The 19,964-nt window shown below is 64.7% G+C and carries 18 protein-coding genes and 1 tRNA gene; 13 read left to right on the top strand and 6 right to left on the bottom strand.

Annotated elements, in window-relative coordinates; translation table 11 throughout:
- Positions 1-11: 11 nt before the first annotated feature.
- Positions 12-1,169, bottom strand: coding sequence for a hypothetical protein (locus HH800_RS15855; protein WP_004211020.1), 1,158 nt, complete (start codon positions 1,167-1,169; stop codon positions 12-14).
- 199 nt (positions 1,170-1,368) lie between these two features.
- On the opposite strand from HH800_RS15855, the gene HH800_RS15850 reads away from it, so the two are divergent.
- A complete protein-coding gene (locus tag HH800_RS15850; protein WP_169861646.1) occupies positions 1,369-2,436 on the top strand; it encodes a fatty acid desaturase family protein in 1,068 nt (355 codons plus the stop codon).
- 497 nt (positions 2,437-2,933) lie between these two features.
- Here HH800_RS15850 and lptG read toward each other — a convergent pair whose 3' ends face one another.
- Both lptG and lptF read right to left on the bottom strand, forming a co-directional pair.
- Positions 2,934-4,034, bottom strand: a complete 1,101-nt coding sequence (gene lptG / locus HH800_RS15845; RefSeq protein ID WP_004211023.1) for an LPS export ABC transporter permease LptG — start codon at positions 4,032-4,034, stop codon at positions 2,934-2,936.
- A 4-nt stretch (positions 4,035-4,038) separates the two neighbouring features.
- Positions 4,039-5,250 carry an LPS export ABC transporter permease LptF gene (lptF, locus tag HH800_RS15840; protein WP_004211025.1) on the bottom strand — a complete coding sequence of 404 codons (1,212 nt, stop codon included), beginning with the start codon at positions 5,248-5,250 and terminating at the stop codon, positions 4,039-4,041.
- A 137-nt stretch (positions 5,251-5,387) separates the two neighbouring features.
- Here lptF and HH800_RS15835 point away from each other — a divergent pair, with 137 nt between their 5' ends.
- Entirely contained in the window at positions 5,388-5,882 is a 495-nt protein-coding gene (locus tag HH800_RS15835; protein ID WP_010337967.1) for a DUF2141 domain-containing protein, read from the top strand.
- Between the two features lie 7 nt (positions 5,883-5,889).
- A complete protein-coding gene (locus HH800_RS15830; RefSeq protein WP_004211028.1) occupies positions 5,890-6,855 on the top strand; it encodes an acylglycerol kinase family protein in 966 nt (321 codons plus the stop codon).
- Positions 6,856-7,079: 224 nt separating this feature from the next.
- Here HH800_RS15830 and HH800_RS15825 read toward each other — a convergent pair whose 3' ends face one another.
- Entirely contained in the window at positions 7,080-7,973 is an 894-nt protein-coding gene (locus tag HH800_RS15825) for a diacylglycerol/lipid kinase family protein (RefSeq protein ID WP_169861645.1), read from the bottom strand.
- Between the two features lie 69 nt (positions 7,974-8,042).
- On the opposite strand from HH800_RS15825, the gene HH800_RS15820 reads away from it, so the two are divergent.
- Both HH800_RS15820 and HH800_RS15815 read left to right on the top strand, forming a co-directional pair.
- A complete protein-coding gene (locus tag HH800_RS15820; RefSeq protein ID WP_169861644.1) occupies positions 8,043-8,921 on the top strand; it encodes a metallophosphoesterase family protein in 879 nt (292 codons plus the stop codon).
- A 166-nt stretch (positions 8,922-9,087) separates the two neighbouring features.
- Complete coding sequence (locus tag HH800_RS15815; protein ID WP_169863347.1) at positions 9,088-10,869, top strand: diguanylate cyclase; 1,782 nt, start codon at positions 9,088-9,090, stop codon at positions 10,867-10,869.
- Positions 10,870-11,054: 185 nt separating this feature from the next.
- Here HH800_RS15815 and HH800_RS15810 read toward each other — a convergent pair whose 3' ends face one another.
- On the bottom strand, positions 11,055-11,930 hold the full coding sequence (locus HH800_RS15810) for a LysR family transcriptional regulator (protein WP_169861643.1): 876 nt from the start codon (positions 11,928-11,930) through the stop codon (positions 11,055-11,057).
- Positions 11,931-12,027: 97 nt separating this feature from the next.
- On the opposite strand from HH800_RS15810, the gene HH800_RS15805 reads away from it, so the two are divergent.
- Positions 12,028-12,957, top strand: coding sequence for an AEC family transporter (locus tag HH800_RS15805; RefSeq protein WP_169861642.1), 930 nt, complete (start codon positions 12,028-12,030; stop codon positions 12,955-12,957).
- A gap of 129 nt (positions 12,958-13,086) precedes the next feature.
- Entirely contained in the window at positions 13,087-14,664 is a 1,578-nt protein-coding gene (locus HH800_RS15800; protein WP_169861641.1) for an EAL domain-containing protein, read from the top strand.
- Positions 14,665-14,667: 3 nt separating this feature from the next.
- On the opposite strand, the gene HH800_RS15795 is transcribed toward HH800_RS15800, so the two are convergent.
- Positions 14,668-15,528 carry a class I SAM-dependent methyltransferase gene (locus HH800_RS15795; protein ID WP_169861640.1) on the bottom strand — a complete coding sequence of 287 codons (861 nt, stop codon included), beginning with the start codon at positions 15,526-15,528 and terminating at the stop codon, positions 14,668-14,670.
- Positions 15,529-15,569: 41 nt separating this feature from the next.
- On the opposite strand from HH800_RS15795, the gene HH800_RS15790 reads away from it, so the two are divergent.
- From HH800_RS15790 to HH800_RS15765, 6 genes are all read left to right on the top strand, one after another.
- Positions 15,570-16,328, top strand: coding sequence for a ComF family protein (locus tag HH800_RS15790; RefSeq protein WP_169861639.1), 759 nt, complete (start codon positions 15,570-15,572; stop codon positions 16,326-16,328).
- 50 nt (positions 16,329-16,378) lie between these two features.
- Complete coding sequence (gene grxC / locus HH800_RS15785) at positions 16,379-16,636, top strand: glutaredoxin 3 (protein WP_017500202.1); 258 nt, start codon at positions 16,379-16,381, stop codon at positions 16,634-16,636.
- 6 nt (positions 16,637-16,642) lie between these two features.
- Positions 16,643-17,473 (top strand): carbon-nitrogen hydrolase family protein, encoded by an 831-nt coding sequence (locus tag HH800_RS15780; protein WP_169861638.1) that lies wholly within the window; start codon positions 16,643-16,645, stop codon positions 17,471-17,473.
- On the top strand, positions 17,470-17,958 hold the full coding sequence (locus HH800_RS15775; protein ID WP_169861637.1) for a DUF1178 family protein: 489 nt from the start codon (positions 17,470-17,472) through the stop codon (positions 17,956-17,958). The genes HH800_RS15780 and HH800_RS15775 overlap by 4 nt, the downstream gene beginning before the upstream one ends.
- Positions 17,959-17,994: 36 nt before the next feature.
- Positions 17,995-18,071, top strand: a tRNA-Arg gene (locus HH800_RS15770).
- Between the two features lie 171 nt (positions 18,072-18,242).
- Positions 18,243-19,529 carry a tyrosine-type recombinase/integrase gene (locus HH800_RS15765; RefSeq protein ID WP_048938294.1) on the top strand — a complete coding sequence of 429 codons (1,287 nt, stop codon included), beginning with the start codon at positions 18,243-18,245 and terminating at the stop codon, positions 19,527-19,529.
- Positions 19,530-19,964 lie beyond the last annotated feature (435 nt).

The raw sequence follows: 19,964 nt of genomic DNA, 5'->3' as shown, positions 1-19,964 counted from the left end.
CGCCCGCCGCCTTACAGCGTCTTTTCGTAGACCTGATAGATCTTGTTGACCCTGGATTCGATGGCGTCGGCGATCGCGTTCATGCCCTGATTATCGTCCAGCACCCAGCCGATCTCGCCGCGCGTCGCGCTGTAATGGGCCAGGGCGTTGCGGCGGATATATTCGATCATCATGAAGGCGAGCTGGCTGGCCATGCGGGTCGATTGCAGCCGCTGGACCACGCCCATCAGCGGCACGCGCATGGTGCGGACCTGCGGCTTGCGCAGCCAGCGCAGCAGCTTGATCCAGCCGAACGGGAAGAGTGAGCCGTTAAGCGGCTTCAACGCCTCGTTGAGGTCGGGCAGGGTCATCATGAAGGCGACCGGTTCGCCTTCCAGCTCCGCGATCATGATCAGATCCTCGAACACCAGCGGCTTGAGCTTCTTGCCGGTGAAGGCGACTTCGGCGTCGGTGATCGGCACGAAGCCCCAATTCTTGCCCCAGGCATCGTTGAGGATGCCCAGGATGATCGCGGCTTCCTGATCGAATTTCGACTTGTCGACCTTGCGGATGGTGATGCGCGCGCTCTTTTCGCCCGAGGCGACGATGCGCTCGATCAGCGGCGGGAAATTCTTGGTGATGTCCAGCTCATAGGTCTTGAGCTGCTTGACCGGCTGATAGCCGGCGCCTTCGACCATCGGCTGATAGGCGGCGCTGTTATGGCCCATCATCACCGTCGGCGGATGATCATGACCCTGGATCAGCAGGCCGGGTTCTTCCCAGATCGACAGCGAGATCGGGCCGAGCACGCGGGTCATGCCCTTGGCCTTGAGCCAGCCTTCGGCCGCGGCGATCAAGGCGGCGCCGGTTTCGGCATCTTCCGCCTCGAACAGGCCGAAATTGCCGGTGCCCGGACCCATGCCCTGTTCGACCGGCTGGGCCAGCGCCAGCTTGTCGAAATGCGCGGAAATGCGGCCGACCACCTTGTTTCCGCGCCGGGCGAGGAAATATTGGGCCTCGGCATGGTCGAAGAAGGGATTCTTGCCCGGCGTCAGCAGGCCGTAGACTTCGGACTTGAGCGGCGGCACCCAATTGGGATCATTGGCGTAGAGCCGCCAGGGCAGGTCGACAAAGGCCTTGAGATCGGCCTTGGAGGAAACGGGGGTGATGAGGAGATCGGTTGATGCCACGGCGCAGGCCCTTGAAGAAATGTGTCGAGCAGTTCGGCGCTTGTTTGCGGAATGTCAATCTCGGGCCGGGGTCGGGGCGCTAAGAGTCGGTCTGGAAATGCGCGTCTTGCGCATCTGTACCGGCCCACACCCCCAACCGGGGTGAATATGTCACGTTGCTGCCACGATTGCAGCGCATTTGGAGTGTAGGGAAGGCAGCATGACTGTGCATGATCCCATTTTGGCCGCCGCGTCGCGCACGCGGTCGGCTATACCCGACGATACGAAGATGCTGCGCGCTGCCGCGGATCTGACGCGCACCCTGTCGACCGCGAACCCGGCCATCTACTGGCCGGACATGCTGGCGTCGGCGCTGATCGGCTATGGCGCGTTGGCCGGCGCGATTCTGGCCCAGAATGTGGCGATCGCGATCGGCTGTGCCCTGTTGTCGATGATGGCGCTCTATCGCGCGGCCAGCTTCATCCATGAGCTGACCCATATCCGCAAGGGCGCGCTGCCCGGCTTCCGCTTCGGCTGGAACCTGCTGGTCGGCATTCCGCTGATGATCCCGTCCTTCCTCTATGAAGGCGTGCATACCCAGCATCATGCCCGCACCCGCTATGGCACGGCGGAAGACCCCGAATATCTGCCGCTGGCGCTGATGAAGCCCTGGTCGCTGCCCCTGTTCATCGTGGTGGCCGCGCTGGCGCCGATCGGCCTGATCCTGCGCTTTGGCGTGCTGACGCCGCTCAGCCTCCTCATCCCGCCGCTGCGGCGCAAGGTGGTGGCGGAGTTTTCGGCGCTGTCGATCAATCCCGCCTATCGCCGCCGTGCGCCCGAGGGCGAGTTTGCCCGCATGTGGCATTGGCAGGAAGCGGGCGCCTGCCTGTTCGCGCTGGCGCTGGTCGGCAGCGTGTTCGCCTTCGGCTGGAAGCCCTTACTGGTCTATATGGCGATCCATTCGGCGATGACCGTCATCAACCAGTTGCGCACCCTGGTCGCCCATCTGTGGGAGAATGAGGGCGAGGCGATGACCGTGACGGCGCAATATCTGGATTCGGTCAATGTGCCGCCGCCTGGCACGCTGCCCGAATTGTGGGCACCGGTCGGCCTGCGCTATCATGCGTTGCACCACCTGCTGCCGAGCGTGCCCTATCATAATCTGGCGGCCGCGCATCGGCAGCTGATGGCGACGCTCGACATCGACTCGCCCTATCGCCAGGGCAATTATACCGGCATGTTCCCGCTGGTCGCCAAGATCGCCCGGAGCACGATGCACGCGCGCTGACCGCGGTGGATCGGGACTGGAAAGAAGGCCGGTGGAAACGCCGGCCTTTTTTGTGGGCGGACGGGGAGGACGGAGTTGCGCAGCGACCGTGGAGCGACGCTTTTGCTGCGATCAGGTGGTCGTGATCCAACCGGCAAAGGAGTGATCGGACGTGGCTTCCAGATCAGGGAATGTCCGAGCGGGCAAGCTGCGCACCGGGGATGGTGGGACGCCACCAAGAACCGCCCATCCCATCATCGTCACCCTGAACTTGTTTCAGGGTCCATTCCTCCCAATAGACCAATGGTTTGTTAGGCTTGATGGATGCTGAAACAAGTTCAGCATGACGTTGGTGGGATGGCCGTAAGCCACCCCAACTTCTTCGCCCCAGCGAAGGCTGGGGGCTCTGGCGGCGGCAGAGGGAGGGCGGGCATCTCGCTACCGGTTGACGTGGCGTGCGCATGCCTGAGATGCCAGCCTTCGCTGGCATGACGGGATTTGCCAGCCTTTAACCACGCTTATTCCTCGGTTCTGAACAGCACCGTCTCGCCGAGCAGCAGGAAGAGGAGGAAGGGCGCCCAGGCGGCGAGAATGGGGGGGTAGGCGCCCAGATTGCCCATGGCGAGCGAGAAATTGTCGGCGACGAAATAGGCGAAGCCCAGTGCCATGCCCATCACCGCGCGTAGGAAGAGCTGGCCCGAGCGGGCGAGGCCGAAGGCGGCGACGGAGCCCAGGATCGGCATCAGCACGGCCGAGAGCGGCCCGGACAGCTTGTGCCACAGGCTGCCTTCCAGTTCGGCGGTCGGCCGCCCGGCATCGTGCAGGTCGCCGATCGCGGCCTGCAACTCGCTGAAGGTCAGGGCGTCGGGATCGACCTTGGCCAAGGTGAACTGGTCGGGACGGATGTCGCTGCCGAAGCGCACGGTGCCGACATTCTGGAGCGTGCCGCGGGCGACGTCGAACTGGCGCGCGCCTTCCAGCACCCAGCTCTTGCTGGCGGCGTCATAATGGCCCTTGGGCGCGGTAATGATGGTGGTGAGGCTGTTGTTGATGCGGTTGAAGATCTCGACCTTGCGCAACTGCACGTCCTGGCCATGGCCCGCGACGATCGCCGCGGTGACGAGATTATTGCCGTCACGCACCCAGGGATTGGTCTTGATGCCGCTGTCCGCGGGCACCGGGCCGAAGTCGACCGCCTGCCAGGCGCTGAGCATCGCGGTCGAGCGGGCGACGATCCGTTCGTTGAAGGCGTAGCTGAGGACCGAGACGCCGAGTGCGGCGGCGATCAGCGGGGCGAGGATCTGCTGGGCGGAGAGGCCCGCCGCCTTCATCGCGATGATTTCGCTATTCTGGTTGAGCGTCGCCAGCATGATGAGGGTGCCGAGCAGCACCGAGAAGGGCAGGAAGCGGGCGACGATCTGGGGTGCGCGCAGGCCGACATAATGCCAGAGCTGTGCATCGCCATTGCCCGGATAGGCGAGGATGTCGCCCGAATTGCCGAGCAGGTCGAGCATCTGGAGCACGACCACCAGCATGGCCAGCACGGCAAGGGTGCGGGTCAGGAACAGCCGCACCATGTACCAGCTGACCTGGCGCGAGGGGAAGAAATCGAACTGCATGGGGTCAGGCTGCTCCTTGCGCCGGCTCGCCACGCCGCGTCACGAAGCGCAGCAGGCGGCCGATCTGCTTGCCGAGCTTGGCGAAGGCATATTCCAGCGCCGCGATCGGCTGTCCGCCGGGGCGGTGGGCGATGACATGATACATCCAGAAGATCAGCCCGGATGCCAGCAGGAACGGCCCCCATAGCGCGATGATCGGGTCGATCTTGCCCAGCGAGCCGATGCTTTCGCCATATTGGTTGATCTTGTGATAGGTGACGATGAAGACGATCGAGAGGAACACGCCGAGCGCCGAGGTCGAGCGCTTGGGCGGGATCGCGAAGGCGAGCGCGGCCATCGGCAGCAGCATCATCATCACCACTTCGACCATGCGGAAATGGAAGTTGGAGCGGACCTCGTTGCGCAGCTTGGTCGGCGTGGCGGGATCACGCCCCATCGAGAAGAGTTCGGGCAGGGTCTTTTCCCGGTCGACGTCGCGGCCGCGGAAATTCTCGATCTGCGGCAGGTCGATCGGCAGATCGTGGCTGGAGAAGGAGAGGATGCGCGGTGTCTTGTATTTGGGTGCATCGTTCACCAGCACGCCGTCGCGCAGGCGGAAGATGATGGTGTCGGGATCGTCGGTGGCGAGGAAGGCGCCCTGGGCCGCCGTGACCGCGACCGACTGGCCATCCTTGCCGACGGCGCGGACGAAGATGCCGCGCAGGTTGCGTCCTTCGTCCAGGCTGCGTTCGATCCGCAGGGTCATGCGCTTGCCCAGGCTGGTGAACTCGCCGACCTTGATCGACGCGCCCAGCGCGCCCGAGCGCAGTTCGAAGCGCAGCGCCTCATAGGCGTGGCGGGACAAGGGCTGGACCCAGCCGACAATGCCGAGGTTGAGCAGGGCGAGGGCGAAGGCGAACATGTAGGGGACGCGCAGCAGCCGGCCATAGGAGAGGCCGACGGCGCGCATCACGTCGAGTTCGGACGAGGTGGCAAGCTTGCGGAAGGCGAGCAGGATGCCGAGCATCAGCCCGATCGGAATGCCGAGCGAGAGATATTCGGGCAGCATGTTGGCGAGCATGCGCCACACGACGCTGACGGGGCCGCCCTCGGCCGCGACAAAATCGAACAGGCTCAACATCTTGTCGAGCACCAGCAGCATCGCGGCGATCACCAGGGTGCCAAGCAATGGCAGCGCGATCAGGCGGGCGAGATATCGGTCGATGGCAGTCAGCATTTCTCTATGTCGTCGTCCCATCACCATGTTTTGGCCGCAAACCCCGCCCATATGCGAGTCAGCTAATAAAAGAGTCGCGGGGCGAACAGGGGCTCGCCGTCCGATCACATCGGGCGGCTATAGCTTCCAGGAGTCTGATGGTCATGTTGAAAGTTGCAATGGGTCTGATGCCGGTGGCGGTTCTGTTGGCCGCAACGCCTGCCTTGGCCCATGGTCAGGAAATCACGAACGATCTGTCCCGTTGCGCCGCGTCGGCCAAGGGGCCGGCGGTGCTGGTCGATGTGCGCGGCTTTGCCGAGGCGACCGGCCGCGTGCGCATGCAGTCCTATCACGCCACCAAGGCGAGCTGGCTGACCAAGGGCGAATGGCTGAACCGGATCGACACCGTGGTCCGCCCGTCCGAAGGCGGCATGCGATTCTGCATGCCGATCCCGGAGCCGGGCAAATATGGCATCGCCGTGCGGCATGACCGGGACGGCAATGGCAAGACCGACATTTCGCGGGATGGCGGCGGTTTTTCGAACAATCCGTCGATCAACATCTTCAATCTGGGCAAGCCGTCGGTCGACAAGGCCGCCTTCTATGCTGGACCGGGCGTGACCCGGATCACCATCAACCTCAAATATATGTAAGGTCGTCATGGTTCGCGTCGCGCTCCTGTCCAATCCCAAGTCCACAGGCAACCGGCAGACCTTGCCGCGCGTGCGCAGCTATTGTGCCAACAACCCGGACATCTTCCATTATGAGGTCGAGCATGTCGACCAGATCGGCCGCGCGCTGCAGACGATTGCGCGGGTCGATCCGGCTGTCATCGTCATCAATGGCGGCGACGGGACGGTGCAGGCGGCGCTGACCGAACTGTATCAGGGCGAGCATTTCTGCGGTCGGGTGCCCCCGATCGCGGTGCTGCCCAATGGCAAGACCAACCTGATTGCGCTGGACCTGGGCATCCATGGAGACCCGATCAAGGCGCTGGAGCGGATCGTCGAGATCGCCAAGTCGGGGCTGGGCGACCATGTCGTGCAGCGCGAACTGATCGCGCTGACCGACGGGCAGACGACCCGTCCGGTGCTGGGCATGTTCCTGGGCGGTGCGGGCCTGGCCGACTATATTCTCTATTGCCGGGACAAGATCTATCCGCTGGGCCTGTCCAACGGATTCAGCCATTTCCTGACCGCGCTCGCCGTGCTGGCGTCGCTGGTTTTCGGTATTCGTGCCCGATTCCTGCCACAATCGAGCCACCCGGTCAGCATCTCGCTGATGCGCGAGGGGCAGTTGGCGGGGCGCTTTTCGGTCCTGATCGTGACCACGCTGGAGCGGCTGCTGCTGGGCGTCGATCCGGGTGACAGCCGCCGTGGCAACATGAAGCTGATGGCGGTCGACCAGAGCGTGTCGGCGCTGCTGCGCCTGGTCTGGGCCAGCGTCTTCCGCCGGATGGGCAAGCAGCAGATGCAGGGCATCCATCTGGAGCAGGGCGACACGATCCGCATCGAGGGTGCGCAGAGCAGCGTGATCCTGGACGGCGAAATCTTCCGCGCGTCGGAAGGCAAGCCGATCCTGCTGCGCTCGACCGAACCGGTGCCCTTCCTGCGCCTGGCCGCCTGAGATCGGCCGAGCTGCGGGGGCATCCGGCGCCTCGCTGAATGGTCGGGATGGTTGGTTTGCGGCCATCCCACCAACGTCATGCTGAACTTGTTTCAGCATCCATCCGGCCCAACAAACTATTGGTCTTATGGGAGGAATGAACCCTGAAACAAGTTCAGAATGACGATGATGGTGAGGGCGGCTTTTATGGTCGCTTCCCGAAAATCTAGACTTGTCCTTGCCGCTTAGTCCTGCGGCACCGCCACTTCGACGGCGCCGGGGGCGATCTTTACCGTGACCGGGGTTTTTGCCAGAACTTCGCCGTCGATCGATATCTTTTGCGGCGGGTGGCAGGCGAGCTTGAACTGGCGGCCGTGAAATTCCTCGGTATGGGCATTGCGGTCGCGCAGCTTGAAGAATTTGGCATACCAGTCCCAGGCGAGGCGCGGCTTGGAGCGGCCGACGACGGCCTGGATCACGATCTCGCCGGTATCGACGGCGGCATGGTCCGACAGTTCGACCCCGCCATGATAGGGGCCGTTGAGGATGCGCACTTCGGTCGACCACAGGCGCCGTTCCTTCACGCCATCGTCGATCGTCAGGCGGAAGGCGCGGAAGCCGACCGAGCATTTGACAGCCCAGAGCAGATAGCCGATGCGGCCGAGATAGCGTTTGAGCTTGTGCGGCACGGTCTGGCCGATCATCGGCGACAGGCCCAAGGAGGCGGCGTTCACGAAATAGTCGCGATCGATCATGCCCAGATCCACGCGGCGGCGCTGGCCGGTGGCGATGGCGCGGACCGTGCCGTCAAGGTCGAGCGGCAGGCCCAATGTGCGGGCGAAGCTGTTGGCGGTGCCGAGCGGCAGCACGCCGAACACGCAATCCTTGCCGACCAGTTCGTCGACCGTGCCCGACATGGAGCCATCACCGCCGCCGACGATGACCATCGGCGCGCCGCTCTCCACCGCCTGGCGGACGGTGGCTGCCATCTGTTCGGGATCGTCGACCGCATGGGCGGCGATCAGCTCGACGCCGGCGGCTTCGAGCTTTTCCCTTGCCTGATTGAAATTGTCCTGGCCGCGTCGGCTATGGGCGTTGACGACGAGGATCGCCTGCCGGGGGAGCGTTTTCGTTTCCATGCCGCAATAACACCGTGCGGCGATTTCGGGTCCATCGGAAACGAATAGCGATGGATTCGTTGGGGAGGCATGGCCCGTATCGCCCATCTGTCCGACATTCATTTCGGCGCGCATGATCCGCGCATCGTCGACGCCGCCACCGCCTGGCTGGAGGAGCGCCGGCCCGATCTGGTCGTCATCAGCGGCGACCTGACCCAGCGGGCGCGGGTGGAGCAGTTCCGGGCGGCGGCAGCTTGGCTGGGTCGCCTGCGCGCGGCGGGGCTGAAGATCCTGGTGATCCCCGGCAATCATGACGTGCCGCTGTTCGACGTGGTGCGACGCTTCGCCCGGCCGCTGGCGCGCTACAAACGCTATATCGGCCGCGACCTCTGCCCCTTTTACGAGGATGACGAGGTCGCGATACTGGGCCTCAACACCGCCCGGTCGCTGACGATCAAGGACGGGCGGATCAACCATGACCAGATGGACCGGCTGCGCGAGAGTTTCGCGCAGGTCGCGCAGGCCAAGACCCGCATCCTGGTGACCCATCATCCGCTGTTCGCCATGCCGATCGGCCGGGGCGGAGAATTGAGCGAGGCGGTGGGGCGGCATGAGGATGCGGTGCAGGCGGCGTGCGAGGCGGGGGTGCATGTTGCGCTGGCCGGGCATTTCCACCGCACCTATGCGGAGGCCGCGCAGAAAATGGTGGCGCATAGCGGCGGCGCGCTGGTGATCCAGGCGGGGACGGCGACATCGACCCGGCTGCGCAATGCCGAGCCGCAAAGCTTCAACTGGCTGCATGTCCGGCGCAACAATGCGATCGAGCTGCAGGTGATCGTCTGGGACGGCAACGCGTTTCGCCGGGCCAGCCATGTCGACTATGTGCGGGAAGGCGAGGCATGGACGGGACGGGATGTGATCGATCCGCCAACGGTTGGCAGCGTGGCTGTGCTACAAGGGACAGGCTGAGGCAGGAGTCTTCGATCGGTCGCAATTCTCCCTAAAAAACAATGATTCATGTTGCATCGGCGAAGCGATTGACCAAAGGCGATGGGCTTGCGGACCCAGGGAGTGTCAGTTGGTCGGATCATTGTCCCATCGGATTGTGGTGCTGTGCGGCATATTGTGCGTGGTTATGGTGCTGCTCGCCGGGCTGTTGCTCGACGGGTCGGCGCAGATGCGCGGCAGCCTGGGCTGGGTGACCCATTCCTCGCAGGTGCTCAAGACCGCGAACCGGACGCTGGGCCATTTGCAGGAAGCGGAGTCGGGACAGCGCGGCTATGTGCTGACCCGCAATCCCGAATTTGGCGAGACCGTCGCCGCAGAGATCGCCGCCGCCAAGCATGATGCCGCCGCGCTGGTCAATCTGACCGCCGACAATCCGCCGCAGAATGAACGGGCGCGGCAGGTGCGCGCGCTGGTGACGGAACGGGCCGCGAGCCTGGAGAAATCGGCGGCCATGACCCGCGCGGGCGACTTTGCCGGGGCGCAGGCATCGACCGCGACCGGACGCGGCCGCTATCTGATGCTGATGGTCGAAGCGCGGGTCGGCGATCTGCTGGCCGAGGAGCGCGCGCTGTCGGTCGAGCGCATGGGCGCGGTGGAACGGCGGCTCAACTATATTCGCTGGCTGGTGCTGCTGGGCACGCCGCTGACGGTGGCGATCATCGTCATCATGGGCGTGGCGCTGATCCGCGGCATCCGCCGTCCGGTCGAGGCTATGATGACGGTGATGGGCAAGCTGGGCGCGGGCGACCGCAGCGCGCGCATCGATGTCGAGATGCGGTCGAGCGAGTTCGAGCGGCTGGCCGGCGGCTATAATGAAATGGCGCGCGAACTGGAGGCGGCGGTTGCCGACCAGGTGGACAGCGAGGGGCGGCTGAAGATCGCCAACCAGGAACTGAGCGCCAATGCGCAGGTGCTGCGCGAACGGGGCGAGGTGATCGAGCTGCTGGGCGGCATGGCCCACCGGATGCAGGCGGCCCGCACCGACGAGGAACTGGCCTCGATCATCCGGGTGTTCGTGCCGCGCGTGCTGCCCGATATTCCCGGTGCCCTCTATGCCCATAATAATTCCCGCAACCTGCTGGTGCCAATCGCGGCCTGGGGCGGGCTGGAGGTGGAGCAGGCGGGCTTTGCGCCCGACCAGTGCTGGGCGCTGCGGCGCGGACAGAGCCATTATGTGACCGAGCAGGGGTCGGACATCGTCTGTGCCCATGTCGGGGCCGAGGCGGACCATTATCATTGCGAGCCGTTGCTGGCGGGCGGCGAGGTGATCGGCGTGCTGTATCTGCGCGGCGTGGTGGGGGCCGAAAACCGGTTCCGCCTGACCGTGCTGACCGAGAATATCGCGTCGGCCCTGGTCAACCATCGCCTGCAGCGCGGCCTGCGCGAACAGACGATCCGCGATCCGCTGACCAGCCTGTTCAACCGCCGCTACATGGAAGAGACGCTGGCGCTGGAGATTGCGCGGGCGACGCGCACCGGCAGCCCGCTGAGCCTGGTGATGTGCGACGTCGACCATTTCAAGCGCTTCAATGACGAGTTCGGCCATGAGGCGGGCGACGCGGTGTTGCAGGCGGTCGCGACGGAAATGCGCAGCCGCTTCCGCGACGGCGATGTCGTCTGCCGCTTTGGCGGCGAGGAGTTCACCATCATCGCGCCGGGCACGTCGGCCGTGGTGCTGGCCGACCGGGTGGAGATCGTCCGCCAGGCGATCAGCGAGCTGATGGTCAACCAGGGTGGGCGCACGCTGGGGTCGACGACCATGTCCTTCGGCGTCGCTACCTGGGAAGAGAGCATGGAGCGCGACGGCTCGACACTGATCAAGGCGGCCGATGCCGCGCTCTATCGCGCCAAGCGCGAGGGGCGGAACCGGGTGGTGCTGGACGCACGGGCGGAAGCGCTGTCAGCCTGACCGAGGTGGCCTGAAAGGGGCGGCGGAAAATAGGAAAATCGCCGCTTAACTTCGCATATTTCCCGCACATTTCGACATTTTATGTCGATGGTTGGAAATTTCCTTGCGTCGTCCTGCTTGCCTGACTTGAGAAAGAGCCGGGCGCGATCATGGCAGTTCGGCGCGCTGTAGGACAGCGGGCCGTTTCATGCGGGCTGGAGGCTGTCGGCGATCGCGCGCAGATGGGTGAGCGCCGGATTGCGGGCGTCGGGGCGGACCATCAACAGTTGCTCGACCATCGGCGCGTCGATCAGCGGCACGAAGCGCACGCTGGTCATGGCGAGGCGCCGCAGCGATTCCGGCACGATCGCGACGCCCAGCCCTTCGCCGACCAGGCTGACGATCGTCTGCTGCAACTGGGTTTCGAGCAATATGGCGGGTGGCGCGGCCAGCCAGCCCAGGATTGCGCGGCGCAGCGTGGGCGTCACATCCGCGGGCGAGAGGATGAAGCGTTCGCCGGCCAACTGGTCGGGGGTGAGGGCGCTGGCACTGGCGAGATGATGGTCCGACGGGACGACGGCGGCGAGCGGCTCGCGATAGAGCGGGCTGGTGACGAGGCCGCGCCGGGGGCCGGGGTCGAAGCCGATGGCGGCGTCGAAGCGCCCCTCCATCACGCCGTCGGCAAGCATCATCGGCAGCGTTTCGCGCAGGTGCAGCGTCACGTCGGGATGGGCGGTGGCAAAGCGGCGAGTGAGCAGGGGCACGCTGCTATAGGCGGCATGCATCATGAAGCCGATCGTCAGTTCGCCCAGATCCCCCGCCTGCCAGGCGCGGGCATCGCGACAGGCGCGGTCGAGCGCGGCGATGATCTGTCGCGCATCCTCCAGGAATCGGGCACCGGCGGGAGTCAGCACGGCGCGGCGCGAATGGCGCTCGATCAGGCGGACGCCCAGTTCCTGTTCCAGCGCGGCGACCTGACGACTGAGCGGCGGCTGGGTGACGTGCAGCCGTTCGGCCGCGCGGCCAAAATGCAGCGTTTCGGCGACGGCGACGAAATAGCGGAGCTGGCGAATATCGATCATACGGAAACAGTATCAATCATTCCATGTAATGGCATTGGTATGCATCGATCCGGCGGCGTAGGCGAGCGCTGTTTCCGCTGCCCCGAAAGTCCGTCCGATGTTGTCCGTGCTGCTGATCGTCCTGCCCATCTTCGCGCTGATCGGGGCGGGATGGATCGCCCGCAGAAGTGGCGTGCTGGGGCCGCATGCGACCGGCGAGATCAATCGCTTCGTGGTGTGGCTGGCGCTGCCGGCGCTGCTGTTCGACATCGTTGCCAAGGCGCGGTGGAGCGACATCTGGCAGCCCGGCTTCATCGCCGTCTTCGGCATCGGCGCAGGGCTGAGCTTTGCCGCGACGCTGTTGCTGCGGCGACGCGGGGGACGGCATCTGGCGGATGCGACGGTCGATGGACTGAACGCGGGCTATGCCAATACCGGTTTCATCGGCTTTCCGCTGGCGGCGACGATATTGGGGCCGGCATCGCTGGCGCCGACCCTGGTGGCGACGATCATTACCGTCTGTGTGCTGTTTGCCGTGGCGCTGATCCTGATCGAGATCGGCGTGCAGAGCGAGCGACGGCCGGGGCATATGATGGCCAAGGTGGGCCGGTCGCTGGCGACCAATCCGCTGCTGGTCGCGCCGCTGGTCGGTGGGCTGTTCCTGGCCTTTGCCATTCCGCTGCCGGCGCCGCTGGACAAGTTTCTGTCGCTGCTGGGCGGTGCGGCGTCGCCCTGTGCGCTGGTCGCGCTGGGCCTGTTCATCGCCGAGAAGCGGGAAGGCGCGCCGCCGCCGGCCGGGGCGGTGGGGTTTCTGGTCGGCATGAAGCTGCTGGCGCAGCCATTGCTGACCGGGGCGCTGGCGCTGATTTTTCGCCTGCCGCCGGCGCTGGCGGCGACGGCGGTGCTGATGGCGGCGCTGCCGACCGGCACCGGCCCGTTCATGGTTGCCGAATTCTATGGCCGGGAAGCGGGTATTACCGCGCGGGTGGTGCTGGTCTCCACCATCGCCTCGCTGGTGACCATTACCCTCTATCTGAGCCTGCGCTGAGCATCAGGGCGACAGGGCGTTGCGCTTTCGCGCGCAAGGACAGGCCGTTAACAAAATAAATACTCGTCTTTGCTCTGCTGAGGGCGCAGGTTTTGCTGCTCCGATGGCGAATGAAGATGGGGGCCGGACTTGCGGCGACGGATCATTATCTTTCTGGCCCTGATATTGGCGATATTGGCGATCGTCATTCCACTGGCACTGACCGTCCATTTTTCGCGCGAGCGGGCGATCGCCGCTGAACGCGCGCATATGCAGGAATATGCCAACTGGACGCTGCTGCGCGCCGAGCAGGTGCTGACCGACGCCAAGGATGTGCTGGCGCAGGTCGGCAAGGGCGATTGTTCCGTCGGTCATATCGAGCGGATGCGCCAGTTGGCGATCGACAGCGGGGCGGTGGAGGAGGTGGGCCATTATGATGGCGATCGGCTGGCCTGCACCGGTTGGGGCAAGGTGCCGGCGGATGTCGTCATCGGGCGCGGGACGCCTTCGGCGACGCTGGCGGGCGGTTATGCGCTTCATCTGCATGTGAAGCCGCGCATCAGCCATGCCCGCGAGGTGATGGTGCTGGGCTATCGTGACCATAATGTGCTGATCCTGCCGCAGCGGCTGGTCGATGTATTGTCCGACAGCCACATGATCCTGGGCATCGCGACGCGGCAGGGGACGCTGATCGCCATTACCGGGCGGGCCAATGACGGGCTGGTGGGACAATTGAGCCGGCAGGCGATGACCGGGATGGACGAGACGGACATCTATGCGTCGGTGCAGCGCGGCGACCTGACCGCCTTTGCCATTGCCGACCGCAGCGCCATCGATGCGAAGCTGGGCAGCGAGATGCGCCTGCTGTTGCCGATCGGGCTGGTGGCGTCCGCGATCCTGATGCTGTTGATCCTGTGGGTGTCACGCCAGCGCCTGTCGCCCGAAAAGGAACTGAAGCTGGCCATCCGCAAGCGCGAGTTCCAGGTTCATTATCAGCCGCTGATCGAGCTTTCGACCGGCTATTGCGTGGGCGCCGAGGCGCTGGTGCGGTGGCGGCGGCCCGATGGCCGGTGGATAGCGCCCGACCTGTTCATCCCGCTGGCCGAGCAGAGCGGGCTGATCCTGGACATTACCGACCATGTGATCGAGCAGGTGGTGGCGGACCTGCACGCCATGCTGCTGGCGGAGCAGCAGGTGCATGTGGCGATCAACATCTCCGCGCGCGACCTGGAAAGCGGCCGCTTCCTGGACGTGCTGGAGCGCGAGATAGCCAAGGCCGGCATCGCGCCGGGCCAGATCTGGCTGGAGGTGACCGAGCGCAGCCTGATCAACCCGGACACGGCCCGCGCGACCATCGCCCGCGCGCGCGATGCCGGGCATCTGATGGCGATCGACGATTTCGGCACCGGCTATTCCAGCCTGTCGCTGCTGGAGACATTGCCGCTCGACGCGCTCAAGATCGACAAATGCTTCATCGATGCGATCGGCCGGGATGCGGCGGCCAGCGTGGTCACGCCCCATATCATCGGGATGGGACGTGCGCTGAAGCTGAACCTGATCGCCGAAGGGGTAGAGACGCGCGAACAGGATGCCTATGTCCGCAAGGCCGGCGTCCAGTTCGCGCAGGGCTGGTATTATGCCAAGGCGCTGCCGGCGGACGAGTTCATGGCCTTCTACCGCGACTATAACCGGGGCAAGCGATCCCGCTTCCTGAGTGTCGCGGCCTGAGGATCAGTCCTTGCCCTTGAGCGCGGCGGCCAGCGAGACGGTGGCGCTGCCGCGGCGGGCGGGGGCGGCCTGGCTGGCGTCGGGCTTCCAGCCGGAGAGGTAGATCAGCGCCATCTGTTCGGCGGTGCGGCCGTCCGGATCGGCGGCGTTGGCGAAATGGGCGGCGGCGCGCATCAGCACATCGCGCGACAGGGCCGGCGGGCGGGTGGCGAGCGCATTGCCCGCGCCCATGCCGCGCAGGTCGTGCATCAGCCGGACGATGTCGCCATAGCGGATATTGAGCGTCTCTCCATCGGCGACCGGCATGGCGAAGCCAGCGCGGCTCAAGAGATCGCCGGCCGAGCGGACATCGACCTGGGGATGGACATGCTGACCGGGGCGGTCGCCTTCGGCCGCGAGCAGGGCGGACTTGAGGCGCGGCAGGCTGCCTGCGCCGGCAAAGGCGGCGAGCATCAGCCCGTCGGGCCGCAGCACGCGGCGCATCAGGATCAGCGCGCCGGGCAGATCATTGACGCTGTCGAGCGTGCCGCAGGCGATGACCAGGTCGAAACTATTGTCGGCAAAGGGCAGGGCATCCTCGTCCGCCTGCACGCCGCCGGCCCGCTGCGCGGCGAGAAAGCCGGGATCGGCGCAGGCGACGCGCTTGCCCATGGCTTCGAGCGCAGCCTTCGCGCTGCCGTCCGGGCAGCCGATCAGCAGCACCTCGGGCAGGTCGCGCTGCACATCGGCCAGCCGTTCGAGCAGTTCGTCCAGCATCGCGCGGTGGAGGAAGTCGTGATCGGCAAAGGCGCCGAGCATCCGGTCGCGGTGACGGGCGCGCAGGGCGCGGTCGAAAATGTCGGGGCGGGTTTCGGGGGCAGTCATGGCGGGCCTTGTGCATCGGGGACGAAGCGGGGACAAGGCAGATGATGTCGCTGGTCCCGCTTCTCAAGACCGTGATGCGTCCGGTCATGGATTATGCCCTTCCGCCCCGCTGCCCCGGATGCGGCGCGATCGTCGGCGCGGATCATGGTTTCTGCCTGGATTGCTGGAGCGGGATGCGGTTTCTGGGGCCGCCCTGCTGCGCGCGTTGTGGCCTGCCGTTCGAGCATGAGATGGGCGAGGGCGCGGCCTGTGGCGCCTGCCTGGCCAATCCGCCGCCCTTCGACAGCGCGCGGGCGGTGCTGGCCTATGGCGATGTCGCGCGGACGGTGGCGCTGCGGTTGAAATATGGGCGGCGGATCGGCCTGGCCCGGCTGGTGGCGGGGCAGATGCTGCGCCATGTGCGGCCGGAGATGGAGGACGCGCTGATCGTGCCGGTGCCGCTGCATCGCTGGCGGCTGTGGGGGCGCGGCTTCAACCAGGCGGCGCTGATCGCCGATCATCTGGGGCGGCTGACCGGGCTGGCGGTGGACAAGCATGGCTTGCGTCGGGTGAAGCGGACGCAGCCGCTGCGGGGGATGAATCCGAAACAGCGGGCGCAGGCGGTGCGCGGCGCCTTTGCACTGGGGCCGGACCATGGGCTGGCGGGACGGGTGATATGGCTGGTCGACGATGTCCATACCAGCGGGGCGACGGCGGCGGCCTGCGCCAAGCTGCTGAAGGCCGGCGGCGCGCGCGAGGTGCATCTGCTGTGCTGGGCGCGGGCCCTGCCCAGAACCGGGTCCAGAACTGGCGACGATTGACAAAGCGCGCATTCCCCCCAATTTCGGGGCAAAGGAGTTTTACCGAGATAATGGCAAAGGTCGAAATCTATACCAAGGACTGGTGCGGCTATTGCGCGCGGGCCAAGGCACTGCTGGAGGGCAAGGGTGTTGCCTTCGAGGAATATGATATCTCGCTGGGCGGCCCCAGGCGCGAGGAAATGCTGGAGCGGGCGCCCGGACGCACCACCGTGCCGCAAATCTTCATCGACGGCCAGCATATCGGCGGCAGCGACGATCTCGCCGCGCTGAACCGCGAGGGCAAGCTCGACCCGTTGCTGGGTCTGTAACGCCCGATGCGCGCCGCGATCTTTCAGATGACGACCGGGATCGACCCGGCCGCCAATGCCGCCGCGATTGAGGAGGCGGCGAAGCGCGCCAAGGGCGAGGGGGCGGACATGCTCTTCACCCCGGAAATGGCGGGCTATCTGGACCGGGATCGCAAGCGCGCGGCGGAAACGCTGCGCGGCGAGGCGGACGATATCGTGCTGGCCGCGGTGCGCGAGGCGGCAGCGCGCGAGGGGCTGTGGATCCATATCGGATCGCTGCCGCTGAAAGATGCGCGCAGCGACGGGCGCTGGGCCAATCGCAGCTTCATGATCGACGATCGCGGCGAGATACGGGCGCGCTACGACAAGATCCATCTGTTCGACGTCGATCTGGCATCGGGCGAAAGCTGGCGCGAATCCTCGGTCTATGGACCGGGGGAAAGCGTGGTGGCGGTCGATACGCCCTGGGCACGGATGGGCTTTTCCATCTGCTACGACATGCGCTTTCCCGATCTCTACCGGGCGCTGACCAATGCCGGGGCGACAGTGCTGCTGGCACCGGCGGCCTTCACCGTGCCCACGGGCCAGGCGCACTGGCATGTGCTGCTGCGCGCCCGCGCGATCGAGGCGGGCTGTTTCCTGATCGCCGCCGCGCAGGCGGGCGCGCATCAGGACGGGCGCACCACCTATGGCCATAGCCTGGTGGTCGATCCATGGGGCGATGTGCTGCTGGACATGGGCGAGGCGACGGGGCTGGCCCTTGCCGATCTCGACCTCAGCCGCGTAGAGGCGGTGCGCGGGCGGGTGCCCGCCATCGCCAATCGGCGCGTGATACCGCAGGATGTTGAGATCAGGTGATCGTTTTCGACCTTAAGTGCGAGGGCCAGGGCCATGTGTTCGAGGCCTGGTTCGGCTCCAGCGCAGACTTTGCGGACCAGAAGGAACGGGGCCTGCTCGCCTGTCCGCTGTGCGGCGACACGCGTGTCGGCAAGGCGCTGATGGCGCCGGCGGTTGCGGCCAAGGGCAACCAGCGGCGCGAGATCGCGCCGCAGCAGCAGCCGACGGCCGAAGCGGAGACGGCGCCGGTCGCGGCCGGGCCGGACGAGGCGAAGATGCGCGCGCTGGTCGAGGCGCTGGCGGACGCACAGAAGAAGGTGCTGGAAGGCTCCACCTGGGTCGGGCGCGGCTTTGCCGAGCAGGCGCGCGCCATGCATTATGGCGAGCAGGACAAGGGCAGCATCCATGGCGAGGTCGCCCCGGCCGAGGCCAAGGCGCTGGCCGAGGAAGGTATCAATGTCGCGCAACTGCCCTTTCCCGTGATTCCGCCTGAAGCGAAGAATTGACCGCGCGCGCCGCGCATAATAGAGCCGGCGCTGCGTGCACCCGTAGCTCAGCAGGATAGAGCATCAGATTCCTAATCTGAGGGCCATGGGTTCGAATCCCGTCGGGTGCACCATTTTCTCCAATAAAATCAAAGATTTGAAGCTCTGACCTTGTTGCTAACAGGGGCGGCAACGCCTCGTAGCATACGGCGTGGCATACGGTCAGGACGACAGAAAGCGACAGCATACAACAGCGTCGCGTGAATCGGTCTTCCTCCCTGCTTGGCGTATGCTGTGCATGGACGATGAGCATGGACGTAAAATGGAATCATCAGGGGCTGGTTGGCCTCAAGCAGGAAAATGCGAGATACCTCGATCCCAAGGGAAACCGGCTCGCTCTCGTGGTCACCAAATTTAGCAAAACTTGGACGTGGCAGGCGCGGGTGAATGGTGTGCCTCGGACGCTCACGCTGGGTAAGTTTCCAGCCGTGGGGCTGGCGGACGCTCGGGCAAAGGCTGGTGCGATCCAAGCTGATCACGATGCAGGCGTTGATGTCCACGTCAAATATGGCGCTGGCGTGGCGGCCACGGATGCTACTCCAGCGGTTGAGGCAAAGCGCGCGGGTATGACCTGTCAGCAAGCTTGGGATCGCTATATCGGCGGCCTGAAGGCAGGAACCAACGTTCACGGAAAAGCGCGTAACAAGCCCCGGACGATCATCGAGAAGGAGGGAATGTGGAAGAGGCAATGGGCTGACGAGATAGGTGACACGATGATGAATGAAGTGACCGAAGAGGTGCTTTACGATGTCATCCAAGGGCTGCGCGATGATGGCTATATGGGGGCGGCAAATTCGACCACGCGCTACATCAAAGCATTTTTCCGGTGGGCAAAATTGGAGAAGCGCGCCACGGGCCTCAGGACTAATCCAGCAGAAGACTTGCCTATCTCTCAGCTACGGGCGCGGGACCGATATCTCACGGAAAACGAAATCCGCTACCTGCTGACGGCGTTGGAAGCGGAAGACCAGATTTGGACAGATGCATATCGGCTCGCGCTTCTGACGGGACAGCGGAAGAATGAGATATTCGGGGCGCTTCGCTCAGAGGTGGATATCAACGCGCGTCACATCACGATCAGCGCAGATCGGATGAAGCACAATCGCGCGCACGTCGTCCCGCTCTCACCGCAGGCGTGGAAGATCGTTGAGCGGCGCTTGAAGGCAACGACATCGCGCTACCTGTTCGCGGCCGCTGACGGTGACAATCATTTGACTGGCTTTTCCAAGCGGCAGGCCGCGATCAAGGCGGCGGTTTCCAAGCTCGCGTCGGCCGATGGTATTGAAGTGGCGCATTGGTCGTTTCACGACCTGCGGCGCACTGTGTCGACAATGATGAACGGCTTACGCGATGAAGGCGGCAATCGTCTCATCGCCAAGGATCACATTGAACGGGTGCTAAGCCACATCATTCGCGGAGTGGAAGGCACCTACGATCGTAACGATTATTATGCAGAGAAACGGCGCGCGCTAATGCTCTGGGCCGATCATCTCGACAAAATTGTGAAAGCGTCAAAGCAAGCAACAAAATGAGATGTTGACCGTTCTTCATATTGTCCATGCTGCGCGTTCAGCGACCGCAGTGCGGCAACCTTAAACTTATCTTCCTCCGAAGATTACGGCCCGGCATTGTCGGGCCGATTTTTTGTCATGAGGATATCAACGGGTCAAAGCCTTAACGAAAAATTCTCAATTCAGTGTCATCATGCTCATCACAACAGATCGCTTTTTTCGACGATCCGAATTTGGCAGCAGCGACTTCAATGGCCCGGCGACCATAGCGTCGGGCCATTTTTCTGTTGCTAAGGAAATGCAAAGACGTAGGATTGGGCTGCTCTGAAAATCACGATGCTTCTCCCCTAGGCCCGGCCCGACCGGGCCTTTTTGTGTCGACGGCCGGTGAAGGTCGTTGTAAAGGTTGGATGGGCGATCCGGTTATTCGCTGGGAGACCGAACCCTTTCAGCATG

Source organism: Sphingobium yanoikuyae (assembly GCF_013001025.1).
GTDB lineage: Bacteria > Pseudomonadota > Alphaproteobacteria > Sphingomonadales > Sphingomonadaceae > Sphingobium > Sphingobium yanoikuyae_A.
Note: the sequence above shows the minus strand (reverse complement) of the source record. Positions and strands in the feature narration are given on the sequence as shown.

Bases quoted from the DNA above. Each gene is read 5' to 3' on its own strand.
- HH800_RS15850 (WP_169861646.1), top strand. From the start codon at position 1,369: ATGACTGTGCATGATCCCATTTTGGCCGCCGCGTCGCGCACGCGGTCG.
- lptG (WP_004211023.1), bottom strand. From the start codon at position 4,034: ATGCAGTTCGATTTCTTCCCCTCGCGCCAGGTCAGCTGGTACATGGTG.
- HH800_RS15780 (WP_169861638.1), top strand. From the start codon at position 16,643: ATGCGCGCCGCGATCTTTCAGATGACGACCGGGATCGACCCGGCCGCC.
- HH800_RS15810 (WP_169861643.1), bottom strand. From the start codon at position 11,930: ATGATCGATATTCGCCAGCTCCGCTATTTCGTCGCCGTCGCCGAAACG.
- HH800_RS15815 (WP_169863347.1), top strand. From the start codon at position 9,088: ATGGTGCTGCTCGCCGGGCTGTTGCTCGACGGGTCGGCGCAGATGCGC.
- HH800_RS15795 (WP_169861640.1), bottom strand. From the start codon at position 15,528: ATGACTGCCCCCGAAACCCGCCCCGACATTTTCGACCGCGCCCTGCGC.
- grxC (WP_017500202.1), top strand. From the start codon at position 16,379: ATGGCAAAGGTCGAAATCTATACCAAGGACTGGTGCGGCTATTGCGCG.
- HH800_RS15830 (WP_004211028.1), top strand. From the start codon at position 5,890: ATGGTTCGCGTCGCGCTCCTGTCCAATCCCAAGTCCACAGGCAACCGG.
- HH800_RS15790 (WP_169861639.1), top strand. From the start codon at position 15,570: ATGATGTCGCTGGTCCCGCTTCTCAAGACCGTGATGCGTCCGGTCATG.
- HH800_RS15805 (WP_169861642.1), top strand. From the start codon at position 12,028: ATGTTGTCCGTGCTGCTGATCGTCCTGCCCATCTTCGCGCTGATCGGG.
- lptF (WP_004211025.1), bottom strand. From the start codon at position 5,250: ATGCTGACTGCCATCGACCGATATCTCGCCCGCCTGATCGCGCTGCCA.
- HH800_RS15825 (WP_169861645.1), bottom strand. From the start codon at position 7,973: ATGGAAACGAAAACGCTCCCCCGGCAGGCGATCCTCGTCGTCAACGCC.
- HH800_RS15765 (WP_048938294.1), top strand. From the start codon at position 18,243: ATGAGCATGGACGTAAAATGGAATCATCAGGGGCTGGTTGGCCTCAAG.
- HH800_RS15820 (WP_169861644.1), top strand. From the start codon at position 8,043: ATGGCCCGTATCGCCCATCTGTCCGACATTCATTTCGGCGCGCATGAT.
- HH800_RS15835 (WP_010337967.1), top strand. From the start codon at position 5,388: ATGGTCATGTTGAAAGTTGCAATGGGTCTGATGCCGGTGGCGGTTCTG.